The sequence below is a fragment of the Pseudomonas sp. 8Z genome (assembly GCF_902506535.1).
Classification (GTDB): domain Bacteria; phylum Pseudomonadota; class Gammaproteobacteria; order Pseudomonadales; family Pseudomonadaceae; genus Aquipseudomonas.
In genome coordinates this window covers 22,708-35,808 of record NZ_LR733824.1, presented here as the reverse complement: position 1 = coordinate 35,808, position 13,101 = coordinate 22,708, and the positions used below count along the sequence as shown (strand labels likewise).

Below are 13,101 nucleotides of genomic sequence, written 5' to 3'. Positions count from 1 at the left end.
ATTGCATCCGGGCTACATCGACTGCAGATCGCGCCAGGTAGCAGCCGTAGTCCGTAGCCCGGATGCAATCCGGGAAGACCTCTGCCTACGCCACCCTCAACTCGCCGCAGCCGCCTTCGGCAGAATGTCGTTGGCGATCATTTCGCCGAACGGGCTGACATAGCCGCGACTCGCCGGGCGCTCCACCTGAGCCACATCCAGATGCGGGAACAACAGCTCGGCGACCCGATACGACTCTTCCAGATGCGGATAGCCGGAGAAGATGAAGGTGTCGATGCCCAGATCGGCGTATTCCTTGACCCGCGCCGCCACGGTCGAGCCATCGCCGACCAGCGCGGTGCCAGCGCCGCCGCGCACCAGGCCAACCCCGGCCCACAGGTTCGGCGACACTTCCAGGTTGTCGCGACTGCCGCCGTGCAGCGCGGCCATGCGCTGCTGCCCGACGGAGTCAAAGCGCGCCAGCGCGGCCTGGGCGCGGTCGATGGTGGCCTGATCCAGATGGCTGATCAGGCGATCCGCCGCCGCCCAGGCCTCGTCATTGGTTTCACGCACGATCACATGCAGGCGAATGCCGAAGCGCACTTCGCGGCCCTGCTTGGCCGCCTTCTCGCGCACCTGAGCGATCTTCTCGGCCACAGCGGCCGGCGGCTCGCCCCAGGTCAGGTACAGCTCGACCTGCTCGGCAGCCAGATCCTGCGCAGCATCGGAAGATCCACCGAAATACAACGGTGGACGCGGCTGCTGGATCGGCGGGTAAAGCAGCTTGGCGCCCTTGACCTGAATGTGCTTGCCGTCGTAATCGACGGTTTCACCTTCCAGCACGCGGCGCCAGATGCGGGTGAACTCCACCGAAGCCTCATAGCGCTCGGCATGCGACAGGTGCAGGCCGTCGCCAGCCAGCTCGTCCGGGTCGCCGCCGGTCACCAGGTTGAACAGCGCACGGCCGTTGGACAGACGATCCAGGGTCGCCGCCTGGCGCGCAGCAACGGTCGGCGAAATGATCCCTGGGCGCAGCGCAACGAGGAACTTGAGGTGCTGCGTGACCGGGATCAGTGACGCTGCCACCAGCCAGGAATCCTCGCAGGAACGTCCGGTGGGGATCAGCACACCGCCGAAGCCGAGACGGTCGGCGGCCTGAGCGATTTGTCCGAGATAGGCATGGTCGACGGCACGCGCACCAGCGCTGCTGCCCAGGTATTGGCCGTCGCCGTGGGTGGGCAGGAACCAGAAAATATTGAGGCTCATGGAAGGGTCTCCTTGCTGAAATTGTCGGTGTAGAGCTGGCCTACTGGGCCTGGGCGAGCTTGCTCGGTGCCTGCCAGACCACTTCGGCGATATTCAGGCGCTTGGGGATCAGCTTGAGATCGCTGAAGGTGTCGGCGATCTGCTGCTGCGCGGCCACCACCTGCGGGGTAATCAGTTGCGCGCCGTAGCTCTGCCGCTCGACGGCAGCACGGGTGATATCGGCAGACAAGCCCAGCAGCGGCGCGACCTGCGCGGTGGTTGCGTCGTGGTGCGTGCGCGTCCACTCACCGGTCTTGCGGATTTCCTCGACCAGGGCGGCCACCACCTGCGGGTGTTTCTCGGCAAAGGGCCGCGCCGCCAGATAGAACTGGTGGTTGTTCACCAGACCACGGCCATTACGCAGGATGCGCGCCTGCAACTGCTGCTCGGCAGCGGCCAGAAAGGGATCCCAGATCACCCAGGCATCGACGCTGCCGCGCTCGAAGGCGGCGCGAGCATCGGCGGGCGGCAGATAGACCGGTGTGATGTCGCTGTACTTGAGGCCGGCGTCTTCCAGCGCACGCACCAGCAGGTAGTGCACGTTGGAGCCTTTGTTCAGGGCGATTTTCTTGTCCTTGAGCTCGGCCACCGACTGGATTGGCGAATCCTTGGGCAGCAGGATCGCCTCACTCAACGGTGCCGACGGCTCGAAAGCCACATAGAGCAGATCAGCCCCCGCTGCCTGGGCGAAGACGGGCGGCGTTTCACCCGTGGTGCCGAAATCGATGGAGCCGACGTTCAACCCCTCAAGCAATTGCGGCCCAGCCGGAAACTCCGTCCATTGCACGTCCACGCCCTGCGCGGCGAGACGCTTCTCCAACTCACCGCTGGACTTGAGCAGCACCAGCGGGCCGTATTTCTGATAACCGATACGCAGCGTCTCGGCCTGTGCATAACTGATGGCGCCGAAAGAAAGAGTCGCGGCAAACAGGGCGACCAGACTCCGACGCAAAGTGTTGGCGCCCATGGCGACCTCCTTTGCAGATTGAGTGTGGGCCTGCTTGCCCGTTGGCGGGCGAGTAAGGCGGGGTATTACGGATGTTTCAGATGCTCCAGCGGGCGTTTACCAGCCGCTCGCTCAACAGCTTCGGGTCAAGCGGTCTGGGCCGTCGCGCCAGGGCGGCAAGCAGTTGTTCCAGCGCCTCATCGAGGCGTTCGCGCAATTCGTCGTCGATGTGCGCGGGGTTGCCTCCTTGTGGGTAGGCGATTTGCTTATCTACGGCGAACACACCGCTGAGCATTTCCTGCGCCTTCAGCGCGGCCAGCACCGGCTTGAGCGCGTAATCCACAGCCAGCAGATGCGCCGGGCTGCCGCCACCGGCCAGGGGTAGCACCACCTTGTGCGCCAGAGCGCGCTCAGGCAGCAGATCCAGCAGCACCTTCAGCGCACCGCTGAAGGACGCCTTGTACACCGGCGTACCGACCACCAGGCCATCGGCGCTAGCCACCAAGGCTTGAAGCTGTTGCACCGTCGGACTATCGAAACGCGCATGCAGCAGATCCTCGGCGGGGAAATCCCGCACCCGCAGCAGGCTCACTTCCACCTGCTGCGCCTCCAGGCGCTGGCGGACGTAATCCAGCAGCAGCTCTGTACGCGAACGCGCGGCGGGGCTGCCGGAGAGCAACACGACGTGCATGCTCAATCCTTATTTGTTGGGTTGCGGCGTTAAACGTAGATAGGGTTTGACCGCGCGATAGCCTTTCGGGAAGCGCTGAGCAATTTCGGCTTCATCCTTGAGCGACGGCACGATCACCACCTCATCACCGTCCTGCCAGTTGGCCGGCGTGGCCACCTTATAGTTGTCGGTCAGTTGCAACGAATCGACCACGCGCAGGATTTCGTTGAAGTTGCGCCCGGTGCTGGCCGGATAGGTGATGGTCAGGCGCACCTTCTTGTTCGGGTCGATGACGAACAGCGAACGCACGGTCAGGGTGTCGTTGGCGTTCGGGTGGATCAGGTCGTAGAGGTCGGACACCTTGCGGTCGGCATCGGCGATGATCGGGAAGTTGACCGCGGTGTTCTGCGTCTCGTTGATGTCGTCGATCCACTTGACGTGCGAATCCACCGGGTCGACCGACAAGGCGATGGCCTTGACGCCGCGCTTGGCAAATTCATCCTTGAGCTTGGCGGTGAAGCCCAGTTCGGTGGTGCACACCGGGGTGAAGTCAGCCGGGTGAGAGAACAAAATGCCCCAGCTCTCGCCCAACCATTCGTGGAAACGGATGCGTCCTTCGCTGGAATCCTGTTCGAAGTCAGGGGCGATGTCGCCCAAACGGATGGTCATATTCGTGCTCCTTGGCAGTCGCTTGCGTGGCGCTCACTATTGCCCAGGAACAAACAAAAATAAAAAGAATAAATAATGATTTATCTATAACCAAAACACCTAACAGCCATCGGCGCGCAGCCGGTAACCGACACCGGCTTCGGTGATCAGGTAGCGCGGCGCGGCCGAGTCGTCGCCGAGCTTCGGCCGCAGATGGCCGACCACCACGCGCAGGCAATGGCTGTCGCCGACATGGCTCGGCCCCCAGATATCGCGCAGCAGTTGCTGCTGCGTTACCACCCGCCCGAGATACTGGGCGAGCAGCGCCAGGGCGTAGCCGCGCCAGCTCTGCTCCTGCTGCGGGTCGACGTCGGCCACGCGATAGCACAGGCGCTCCACCGGCAGCAGCACAGGGCTGAGCCAGGTGCGCTGGCCCTCCGTCACGCGGTAGAAGTAGCGCCCGAGAAAAGGGGCCGGTGCCAGCACCAGCAGGGAAAAGGCCGCCAGCAGCAGCCAGTCGTAGTCATGCATGGCCGTCTCCTCAGCCGCGCCCTGCGGTGAGCAGCTCCACCAGCAGATAGGCGAAGAGACCGACCACCAGGATCAGCGACACACCATCGATTGCGTTCATGTGCAAAGCTCCACGATGCGGGGAATCCGCTCGCGAGCATTGTCGAAAGGCTGCCCGTAAAAATTCGATTGCCGCCCCGCCGCCAGGGCGTAAAGAAATCGTATTGATGCACCGGGATCAGCCCTGTGGGAGGCGCTTCAGCGGCGACTTATTCATGCGTCGCGGCTACGACTGCATGGATGCAGGAGGTAGAGCGAAGCAGGATGCCCGAGCCGAAAGCCCCTCCCACAAAAGCCCTGGCAGCGCGCACCCGTAGGGTGGGTTAGCGGCGCAAAACACCGCCACCACAGCCACGCACTCACTCAACGCGCCGCGTAACCCACCAAGCGATGCCAAGCCAGACACTCAACCCAACAAGCGAACCACCAACCCCACCAACGCACAGGCCAACAGCGTCTCGATCACCCCACGCTTGAAGCCCAGCAACGCCACACCCGCACCCAGGGTAATCAACGCCGATACCCCATCGAACTCACCAGCAAAGCCCTGCGGCCAAAGCACGTGATAAGCGAAGAACAGCGCCAGATTGACAATCACCCCGACCACCGCAGCGGTGATGCCGGTCAGCGGCGCGGTGAACTGCAACTGCCCGTGGGTCGACTCCACCAACGGCCCACCAGCGAGGATGAACAAAAACGACGGCAGGAAGGTGAACCAGGTGACCAGCGCCGCCGCCAGCGCTCCGCTGACGAAGGCCGAATCGCCCCCGAACAGCGGCTGGTCGTAAGCGCCGACGAACGCGACGAACGCCACCACCATGATCAGCGGCCCCGGCGTGGTTTCACCCAGCGCCAGGCCATCGATCATCTGCCGGGGCGTCAGCCAACCGTAGTGGTCGATGGCGCCCTGGTACACATAAGGCAGCACCGCATAAGCGCCGCCAAAGGTCAGCAGCGCCGCCTTGGTGAAGAACCAGCCCATCTGCGTCAGCGTGCCCTGCCAGCCAAACGCCAGCGTCAGCAGGCCCATCGGCAGCAGCCAGAGCAACGCACCAATTAACAGAATCAACACCAGGCGACCGGAGCGAAAATGCGTGTGCGCCAGGCGCGTGTCGTCATCGATCAACGCTGGCGCATGCGCCCCACCCTTCTCGCCATGCCCGGCGCCAAGCGCAAAATGCTGCGGCGCCAGCCGCCCGCCGATGTACCCCAGCAACGCCGCGCCGAGCACGATCAGCGGGAACGGCAACTGCAACGCAAAAATGGCGACAAAGGCCGCCGCCGCGATGGCCCACAACCTGGCGTTACGCAACACCCGCCCGCCGATACGCCAGGCCGCCTGCACCACGATGGCCGTCACCGCCGGCTTGATGCCATAGAAAATCCCGGCCACCAGCGGCACATCGCCGAACACCAGGTAGACCCAGGACAACGCAATCAGAATCAGCAGCGACGGCAGCACGAACAGCGCCCCGGCAATCACCCCGCCCCAGGTGCGGTGCATCAGCCAGCCAATATAAGTGGCCAACTGCTGCGCCTCCGGCCCCGGCAGCAACATGCAGTAATTCAGCGCATGTAAAAAGCGCCGCTCGGACAACCAGCGGCGCCTGACCACCAACTCCTCATGCATCAACGCAATCTGCCCGGCCGGCCCACCGAAACTGATCAGCCCCAGCCTCAACCAGAACCACAACGCCTGCCGCAAACTGACCGGCGCGGGACGTTCAGACGAGTCAGGCATAGAAGGCTCCAGCGGCTAAAAATCGACCGGCCACTATAGCCGTGAGAAATGACAGCCGCGCGACAGCGTACGAAAAACCACCAGCCCCACGCAGCCCTTGCCCCACCTGGCCTGGACGAGTTTTCCCGCATCTTATCCACAGCACTTTCCCCAGATTCTGTGCACGACACCCAGCAACCCGCCGCCGCCCTGCCCCACTGTTGAAAACCCGCGCCAAGTGATTGATTAAAAGCGATATTCCGCCTGGCAATAACGCCAGCAGAGCGTCATTGGGTAAAAACTGAACGGTCTGCCGTAGCCCGCTTGGATGCTAGGCGCGGAGGGCTTTTGCAAAGGTTATCCACAGGACTTTTCACAGAATCTGTGGGTGGCAGTGGAAAGCTCAGCCTCAATGGTACGGCCACGCCTAGCCGTAACGTGCCGCACTGGCGCAACAGACCACCACGCCAACGCCCCTGGCAGGCCCTGATACCAGAGCCAACCGAGCATTCAAGTTAATGGGCTCGAAGCCGCTAACTTGGCATACAGCAAGTGCGCTTGAAGCCGGGCCCACTCCACGAGTTAGGTGTCGCTGAGCTGCCGACTGGGCGCTTATTAAACGATCAAGGGACGATCTTTCTATGGTCAGCACACCGACATTCACATCACGTACTTTTTCTGAGCCAAGCACCGGCAAGACACTGCGTGCCACCGACATTGCCACGCAGCAATGGACCGAGAGCGACGAGTCCACGGGAAAAGAGGTTACTGTAATGAGCAGTAACCTGCAGATCAGCGAAGAAGCCTACGACCAACTGAAACTGGACAGCCAGGCACAGGCGATAAAAAGCCAGCAGGGCAATACTGGCAATGCGGTCATTTCGCGAAGCGTAGCAATGGATGTTCCCCCGCCGCTGGCAAGCGAGCCTGGCGGATCAGCCGCGGAGAGTGCGCAAGACAAAATCAAGGGCGAAATCAAGCGCGAAATCATTGATCGCTACGGCGCACTGGATCAAAGCATTGCTGACGTGCGCTCAAGCACAAACGCTCTTGCAGCGACTTACGACAGCCTGATGGCACAGGTCAATCAGCACCACCCTGGCCTTGGCAATAGCGCCTTCGGCTTCAGCGTGAATGCCGAAGGCAATATCGTCCTACTCAACACCCAAGGCTTAAAAGACGAAGAAGCCGACTACCTCAGCAAAGTCCTGAATGGCTCGCCAACGCTGGTCAAAGCAGCCATCGATGTTGCCAATGCACATATCGCGCTGGCGAGTAACCAGTCATGGACTCGCGGGTTGCAGCTCAATCGGCAGAACTATGCACAAACCATCGATATAGGTGCCGATCTTTTCTACCAGCGAGAAGCAAAAGCCCTACCGCGTGGCACGGGTGAAATACCAACGAAATCGGTTGATCTGAATAACTACTGGCTCTTTCAGCTCGACAATAAGGGCGTGCGACCGACAACCTTCACCAAGTAGCAAAGCCGCCAGCGGCACTCACTCCAGCCCGTAAGGCTTACCCACGGCCTGAGCAACGGGATACCGCCGGTGGACGGCTGCACGCGGCGCAACCCCAGCCACAAACTAACCAGCCAGCATGCCCGCGAAAGAACGTACCCCGCACGAAAAACCACCAGCCCCACGCAGCCCTTGCCCCACCTGGCCTGGACGAGTTTTCCCGCATCTTATCCACAGCGCTTTCCCCAGATTTTGTGCACGACACCCGGCAAGCCGCCCCAGCCCTGCCCCACGGTTGAAAACCCGCGCCAAGCTATTGATTAAAAGCGATATTCCGCCTGGCAATAACGCCAGCAAAGCGTCATTGGGTAAAAACTGAGCGGCCTGCCGTAGCCCGCTTGAATGCTAGGCGCGGAGGGCTTTTGCAAAGGTTATCCACAGCGCTGTTAACAGAATTTGTGGGTGGGTTTGGGGAGGACTGGATTGCTGCCTCTGGCGCGAGAAAAACAGCCGAGATGGCATTTTGCCCACGAAGCATGGACAGGGCAGCGGTGGATGGAATAGGTTTCTGGCTTGGTTCAGCTGGTGCAGTGATCCAGCAGATTGGGCTTGCCGTTTTCTCTGGCGTGTTTCTCTCCAGAGGCTGTCGCGTTTGTTGCAGGTTACACCAAGCGAAAAAGAAAATTCAGGATACCTGTCGCATAACTAATTTCACGCCCCAACATCACATCAACCAGAAAAGGAAGTAAATATGACAACACTTGCTACAAGAACACGGGAAATTGGAGATCTTGAGGGATTTGATGTCGAGTTTTACGACAAAAATGGCAATCCAGTAGACCCAAAAACCAATGGTATTCCAAAATATAACTTTGATAGAAAAGCAAAAAGCAGCGCCACAATTTCAGAAATAAAAGAAAGCCGATTCAAGAAAATCTACCCTGACTATGAAGTTAAAATCCTGAAGGGAGATGGCAGTATTGCAAATGGCAATACAAAACTCAGTTCCGTACGTGAGAGCTACGAAGAGTAGTCACCAGCCGACTTCAACCATTCTCTCAGCACCCCACGTTGCAGATTTAAAATAGGGGCGAATTTATTTACCGGCACTCCCAAGATCCGAAAATAAATTCGCACCACTTTAACATGAGCGCTAGATAAACCTTTGCACGAGCGAGCATAATGGACGAAAAACAACTTGCATGGGATCACTTCAAATTCAACGCAGAACAGCGCCTTAAGGGATTCAACTTCTTCGTCCTGCTCTCTATTTTTGCCGACGGCGGCGTATTCACAGCTCTCGAAAAAGGATTAAACTCTAAACTCCTAATATTGCTAGGCCTATTTATAATATTGCTTGCAGTTGTCTTCTGGCTTGTTGATAGCCGCAGCCGTCAGCTCATAAGCCTGACCATCCCCGCCCTAAAAGAGATGGAATCTTCTTTCCCCGCTAGCTTCAAGCTATTTGCTATTGACGCTGCGCATCAGGGCTCAATTATTAGATATACCTTTGCCATCCGCACACTACTCGTAGCGCAACTCTTGTTTGGCTTTGGCGTTGCCCTCTATGGCTATTGTCCTTGGTAATAAATTAGCTGAAGAACCTCACCCGAAACGAAATAGGCCCATACTTAATAGCACCGACTCAAAATAACCTCCCACTCGCTACACAACTTAAACCCTACCACCTACCCGGCATAAAGCCTCAAACCCAAAGGAGTAATCCATGAAGAAGGGAATCGCCCTTGCTGTATCGTTGTTTAGCTCTGCCGCCTTCGCCGACCCGACCATTTTCAACATGGAGCTTGGAAAGACTACGGAAAGCCAACTTAAATCCATGTACAAAGCCCAGCACGCAGGAACCAACAAGTACAGCAACGGCAACATGTACTCGCTCCCGACATCTGCCATTAACTTTGAAGGGCTCCAAAAGGTAACGGCTATCTTTGACACACAAGGCGTACTGGTTGCAGTGCTTACCACCTTCCCAAAATAAAAATTCGACTATCTGAATAAAGCACTTGGAGGTAAGTACAAGCGAACCAGCCAAGATATTCCTTTTGTTGGAAACAAATCCGCAACCTACCGCGACGGCGGAACAGAAATCACTCTTGAATCACCGCACATGAGTTTTGAAATGACCATGAATTACATCAGGGACGACTTGATGCACTCGTTCAACCAACAAAGCCAGACTGAAAAGCGCCAGAAGCAGCAAAGTGAAGCCGCGCAACTATAAAAACACAGCGAGATCACTGGATCTGCTTTATTTACACCCGCTCTATGCACACGACACTGGGAAACTCATGATTTTCTTCATTGCATTAATTTTAGGCTTTATACCGGCCACAATTGCAGCGCTCAAGGGTCGACGCTTTTTTGTCTGGTGGATATATGGCGCACTCATTTTCATCATCGCCTTACCGCACTCACTGTTTGCATCAATACTGAAACGCTGCCCACAATGCAAAGAAAGCGCTCAGCGCGATGCGAACATATGCCCACACTGCCGAACAGCATTTACTCACCACCTTGCACCAGCCGCCATACAAAGCTCAAATAAAGCAACTCGCTATTCTTCTAGCAACTGGGAAAAATAATTCTCAGAAAAGAAACGCATGAGAAAACCATGACTTAGAGAACAATTAGTCATGCATACAAAAATTTTCTTGATACACAGCAGGTTTCCATGAAACGAATCGAACGTGATTTTATAACGCTCTTCAACTGCCTTTGGTACCGAGACTTTCCTGTCACGGAAAAAGACGATGTAGCAGGTCGAGCGGACTGGACAATTCACTTAGGCCTGGTCGTAAGGCAGTGCGCGTCGTTACTTGGCGCACGTGCATTATTTGAAAAGGGCGGACGTACCGATGCAGTCATTCGTTTCTCTGAAACGCAAGTCCTCTCTTTCGTGGAGTGGGAGTGGAAGCGAGCGCACACGGATATAAATGAAATAGATAAACTGCTAGAACGTACTGATCAGTGTGTATTTCAAACATTCATAGGCTACAGCCGAATTAACGATATCGATGCAGCCCTTGAGCGCACCCAGCAAAAGTGGAAAGACGCAGACAAGCCGCTTATCGTATTCCTAATCACCTATGAACTAAACGGCCGCATTCGTAGTTTCCAAGAGCTAAGGACATATGTTTTCGCAAAAGGAAAGTACAAAAAAGTACGATCCCAACCGGCGCTACCCTGGCTAATAAATCGCAACAAATTCAACAATGCCGCAGATGACACCTGAAAGGAAACCGGCCAGAAAAAGGGGCGTGTTTATTTACGCCCCTTTCACACAGGGGTAAGGGCAGGGGTAAGGGGGCAGATTTATTTACTGTCATTGCAACCTACCGAGCTCAAAAGCTTGGTACCCACGGCGCCCCCCACACGGGCTCAAAGCCTGCTGGCGATTTCCTTCCAGATGTAGGCGTAGTTGTATTGCAGCCAGCGAACCAGCACTTTATCGAACTGCCGACGAAACCAGTTGCGCTCTCTAGCTGCCAGCCTTTCTTCTATCGACGCTCTAAGTATGTCGGGGTCGAACCCCGTCCATACCGGAGGCACTGCTGCCACGAGATTGGTGAAGCACACCGGCGCGACCTCTGAATAGAGGATTGTGTAAAGTACTTCAGGGTCGACGCCTCTCACCTTATCCGCCACATAGTCATATTCGACGGGAAAATCATTGAAAGGCTCGGAAAGAGCAGCTCTGACTTTCGTCAATAGTGGCTCGGTCAGAAGATGTCCCAATGGGTAAGCTCCGTTTCAAAGAACTGTGGCAATCGCGGCGATGGGTTTCGCGTTGCGAACCCGTGCTACATGCTGCCCCCCCATTGGCACATCATCCACATAAAGGAATCATGCCATGTCATTGACGTTCAATGCAGCCCGTGCACTAAGGGATGGCGGCATCGATGCTTGTGCCGCGCTCGATTCGGCACTGGCCAGGATGTTGGCCGAATTGCCCAGCGAACATCATGCAGAAGTAAAACTCGCTATGGCTCGAACCCTGGCAGCCGTCATGGACGAGACCATAAACAAGGCCGTTGCGGCCTTTGCCGAGTTGTCCCCCGATGAGGAAACATGGCGCGAGGTCGTGAAGTCGCAAGCGATGAAACGCGCGATGTAGCAAGTAGCCCAGACAACCTCGCCCAACGGTGGATGAAAAAAGCGTCATCCACCCTACGCAGGAATACCCGCCGCGTAGGGTGGACAACGCGGAGCTTGTCCACCATGCCTCGTCGGAATAGCAAGTAGCCTGGCTAGAGCAAAGCAATACCCAGGACAATCGTGTTGATGGGTTTCGCGTTGCTCTACCCATCCTACGGTCGTTGATCGGCGCACGTCCGCACGCTCTGGCGGGCTGCTGGCGTCGCAAGTGAGCAGCCCTACGTCATGCGTTCTTGCTTGGCGACGCATCCTCGAAGCGATCCACCTTGCGCAGGCTCTTGAAGCCGAGCATCCAGCCGCCGGTGACCGTCAGGGTGCAGGCGCAGCCAATCAGCGCTGCGGGCACTACGCCGAACCAGGCGGCGCTGGTGCCGGCGCGGAATTCGCCCAGTTCGTTGGAGGAGCCGATAAACAGCATGTTCACCGCGCTAACCCGGCCACGCATGGCGTCCGGGGTGGAGAACTGCACCAGGGATGAGCGGATGTACATGCTCACCATGTCCGCGCCACCCGCCACCACCAGCGCGGCGAAGGACAGCCAGAACAGGCTGGATAGGGCGAACACCAGGTTGGCCAGGCCGAACAGCGCCACCGCGCCGAACATCACCAGGCCGACATGGCGGTTGAAGGGCTTCATGCTCAGGTACAGCCCCACCGATACCTCGCCGATGGCCATGGCGCTGCGCAGCAGGCCGAGGCCGGTCGGGCCGACTTCCAGCACTTCCTGGGCGTAGATCGGCAGCAGCGCCACCACGCCGCCGAGCAGCACGGCGAACAGATCCAGCGAGATGGTGCCGAGGATGATCGGTCGGGTGCGGATGAAGTGGATGCCGGCGGTGAAGCGCGCCCAGGCGGTGGATTCCAGCGCCTGCATCTTCTCGGCATACAGCACCGGCACCCGCTGCAGCAGCACGCAGCCGGCGAGGAAGCAAGCCAGGCACACCGAGTAGGTCAGCCCGCCCCCGCCGATGGCGTAGAGCGCGCCGCCCAGCACCGGGCCGGAAATGGTCGCGCCACGCATGATCATGCTGTTGGCGGCGATGGCCGCAGCCAGGCGCTCGCGCGGCACGATCTGTGGCAGCAGGCTCGATAGCGCCGGGCCGGTGAAGGCGCGACCACAGCCGTAAAGCACCAGCACCGCGTAGTACCAGGTGACGGGCGCCTCATTCAGCGATAGCACCAGCAGCAGCGCCGCGCACACACCTTCTACCAGCCAACTGAGCATCAGAATCAGCTTGCGGTCGTAGCGATCAATCAAATCGCCGGCCGGCATCAACAGCAGCAGCATGGGGATGAACTGGGCCAGGCCGACGTAGGCCAGCGACAGCGGATCGCGGGTCAGGTCGTAGACCTGCCAGGCGACGACGATGGCCTGGATCTGTACGGCGAAGACCACGACGATGCGGGCGATAAGAAATGGCAAAAAGCCAGGAAGGCGGTAAACAGAAGCAGGAGCAGCAGACACGGAGCGAGCCTCGGGCATGACCGGTGAGTGCCGGTCGAGGTGGGGCGGCCAATCTACGGCAAAGCCTCAACACAGAGCAAACCGGCGAACAGGCTGTTGCACTGGTTGTGCTATTGCGTGGTGGTAATGGACATATTTGCAGGGAGGAGGCTGAGCAGACCC

General features: G+C 58.3%; 16 protein-coding genes. 7 read left to right on the top strand and 9 right to left on the bottom strand.

Annotation, left to right across the window (positions count from 1 at the left end; translation table 11 throughout):
• Positions 1-96: 96 nt before the first annotated feature.
• The 7 genes from ssuD to chrA all read right to left on the bottom strand — a co-directional run bounded on the left by ssuD (position 97) and on the right by chrA (position 5,859).
• Positions 97-1,245 carry an FMNH2-dependent alkanesulfonate monooxygenase gene (gene ssuD / locus AERO9A_RS00190; RefSeq protein ID WP_159969908.1) on the bottom strand — a complete coding sequence of 383 codons (1,149 nt, stop codon included), beginning with the start codon at positions 1,243-1,245 and terminating at the stop codon, positions 97-99.
• A 40-nt stretch (positions 1,246-1,285) separates the two neighbouring features.
• Complete coding sequence (locus AERO9A_RS00185) at positions 1,286-2,251, bottom strand: sulfonate ABC transporter substrate-binding protein (RefSeq protein ID WP_159969907.1); 966 nt, start codon at positions 2,249-2,251, stop codon at positions 1,286-1,288.
• A 76-nt stretch (positions 2,252-2,327) separates the two neighbouring features.
• Positions 2,328-2,921, bottom strand: coding sequence for an NADPH-dependent FMN reductase (gene ssuE / locus AERO9A_RS00180; RefSeq protein ID WP_159969906.1), 594 nt, complete (start codon positions 2,919-2,921; stop codon positions 2,328-2,330).
• A gap of 9 nt (positions 2,922-2,930) precedes the next feature.
• Entirely contained in the window at positions 2,931-3,569 is a 639-nt protein-coding gene (locus tag AERO9A_RS00175; RefSeq protein ID WP_159969905.1) for a peroxiredoxin, read from the bottom strand.
• Between the two features lie 99 nt (positions 3,570-3,668).
• On the bottom strand, positions 3,669-4,079 hold the full coding sequence (locus AERO9A_RS22360; protein ID WP_159969904.1) for a winged helix-turn-helix domain-containing protein: 411 nt from the start codon (positions 4,077-4,079) through the stop codon (positions 3,669-3,671).
• Positions 4,080-4,089: 10 nt separating this feature from the next.
• Complete coding sequence (locus tag AERO9A_RS00160; protein ID WP_159969903.1) at positions 4,090-4,179, bottom strand: K(+)-transporting ATPase subunit F; 90 nt, start codon at positions 4,177-4,179, stop codon at positions 4,090-4,092.
• A gap of 345 nt (positions 4,180-4,524) precedes the next feature.
• The gene (chrA, locus tag AERO9A_RS00155; protein ID WP_159969902.1) at positions 4,525-5,859 is read right to left on the bottom strand and encodes a chromate efflux transporter; all 1,335 of its coding nucleotides are present in this window, start codon (positions 5,857-5,859) and stop codon (positions 4,525-4,527) included.
• Positions 5,860-6,479: 620 nt separating this feature from the next.
• Here chrA and AERO9A_RS00150 point away from each other — a divergent pair.
• The 6 genes from AERO9A_RS00150 (at position 6,480) to AERO9A_RS00125 (ending at position 10,551) form a co-directional block, all read left to right on the top strand.
• Positions 6,480-7,322: a hypothetical protein gene (locus AERO9A_RS00150; protein ID WP_159969901.1), complete on the top strand. Its 843-nt coding sequence runs from the start codon at positions 6,480-6,482 to the stop codon at positions 7,320-7,322.
• Positions 7,323-8,052: 730 nt separating this feature from the next.
• Positions 8,053-8,334: a hypothetical protein gene (locus AERO9A_RS00145; protein ID WP_159969900.1), complete on the top strand. Its 282-nt coding sequence runs from the start codon at positions 8,053-8,055 to the stop codon at positions 8,332-8,334.
• Between the two features lie 149 nt (positions 8,335-8,483).
• Positions 8,484-8,888 carry a hypothetical protein gene (locus AERO9A_RS00140; protein ID WP_159969899.1) on the top strand — a complete coding sequence of 135 codons (405 nt, stop codon included), beginning with the start codon at positions 8,484-8,486 and terminating at the stop codon, positions 8,886-8,888.
• 139 nt (positions 8,889-9,027) lie between these two features.
• Entirely contained in the window at positions 9,028-9,297 is a 270-nt protein-coding gene (locus tag AERO9A_RS00135; protein WP_218580121.1) for a hypothetical protein, read from the top strand.
• Between the two features lie 223 nt (positions 9,298-9,520).
• Positions 9,521-9,901, top strand: coding sequence for a zinc ribbon domain-containing protein (locus AERO9A_RS00130; protein ID WP_218580120.1), 381 nt, complete (start codon positions 9,521-9,523; stop codon positions 9,899-9,901).
• 89 nt (positions 9,902-9,990) lie between these two features.
• On the top strand, positions 9,991-10,551 hold the full coding sequence (locus tag AERO9A_RS00125) for a hypothetical protein (RefSeq protein WP_178111076.1): 561 nt from the start codon (positions 9,991-9,993) through the stop codon (positions 10,549-10,551).
• A gap of 146 nt (positions 10,552-10,697) precedes the next feature.
• On the opposite strand, the gene AERO9A_RS00120 is transcribed toward AERO9A_RS00125, so the two are convergent.
• Positions 10,698-11,054, bottom strand: coding sequence for a hypothetical protein (locus tag AERO9A_RS00120; protein ID WP_159969898.1), 357 nt, complete (start codon positions 11,052-11,054; stop codon positions 10,698-10,700).
• A gap of 115 nt (positions 11,055-11,169) precedes the next feature.
• Between AERO9A_RS00120 and AERO9A_RS00115 the strand changes: the two genes are divergently transcribed.
• Positions 11,170-11,433, top strand: coding sequence for a hypothetical protein (locus AERO9A_RS00115; RefSeq protein ID WP_159969897.1), 264 nt, complete (start codon positions 11,170-11,172; stop codon positions 11,431-11,433).
• 264 nt (positions 11,434-11,697) lie between these two features.
• On the opposite strand, the gene AERO9A_RS00110 is transcribed toward AERO9A_RS00115, so the two are convergent.
• Positions 11,698-12,957, bottom strand: a complete 1,260-nt coding sequence (locus AERO9A_RS00110) for an MFS transporter (RefSeq protein ID WP_159969896.1) — start codon at positions 12,955-12,957, stop codon at positions 11,698-11,700.
• Positions 12,958-13,101 lie beyond the last annotated feature (144 nt).

Coding starts and splice junctions, on each gene's coding strand:
- ssuD (WP_159969908.1), bottom strand. CDS start 1,245: ATGAGCCTCAATATTTTCTGGTTCCTGCCCACCCACGGCGACGGCCAA.
- AERO9A_RS00185 (WP_159969907.1), bottom strand. CDS start 2,251: ATGGGCGCCAACACTTTGCGTCGGAGTCTGGTCGCCCTGTTTGCCGCG.
- ssuE (WP_159969906.1), bottom strand. CDS start 2,921: ATGCACGTCGTGTTGCTCTCCGGCAGCCCCGCCGCGCGTTCGCGTACA.
- AERO9A_RS00175 (WP_159969905.1), bottom strand. CDS start 3,569: ATGACCATCCGTTTGGGCGACATCGCCCCTGACTTCGAACAGGATTCC.
- AERO9A_RS22360 (WP_159969904.1), bottom strand. CDS start 4,079: ATGCATGACTACGACTGGCTGCTGCTGGCGGCCTTTTCCCTGCTGGTG.
- AERO9A_RS00160 (WP_159969903.1), bottom strand. CDS start 4,179: ATGAACGCAATCGATGGTGTGTCGCTGATCCTGGTGGTCGGTCTCTTC.
- chrA (WP_159969902.1), bottom strand. CDS start 5,859: ATGCCTGACTCGTCTGAACGTCCCGCGCCGGTCAGTTTGCGGCAGGCG.
- AERO9A_RS00150 (WP_159969901.1), top strand. CDS start 6,480: ATGGTCAGCACACCGACATTCACATCACGTACTTTTTCTGAGCCAAGC.
- AERO9A_RS00145 (WP_159969900.1), top strand. CDS start 8,053: ATGACAACACTTGCTACAAGAACACGGGAAATTGGAGATCTTGAGGGA.
- AERO9A_RS00140 (WP_159969899.1), top strand. CDS start 8,484: ATGGACGAAAAACAACTTGCATGGGATCACTTCAAATTCAACGCAGAA.
- AERO9A_RS00135 (WP_218580121.1), top strand. CDS start 9,028: ATGAAGAAGGGAATCGCCCTTGCTGTATCGTTGTTTAGCTCTGCCGCC.
- AERO9A_RS00125 (WP_178111076.1), top strand. CDS start 9,991: ATGAAACGAATCGAACGTGATTTTATAACGCTCTTCAACTGCCTTTGG.
- AERO9A_RS00115 (WP_159969897.1), top strand. CDS start 11,170: ATGTCATTGACGTTCAATGCAGCCCGTGCACTAAGGGATGGCGGCATC.
- AERO9A_RS00110 (WP_159969896.1), bottom strand. CDS start 12,957: ATGCCCGAGGCTCGCTCCGTGTCTGCTGCTCCTGCTTCTGTTTACCGC.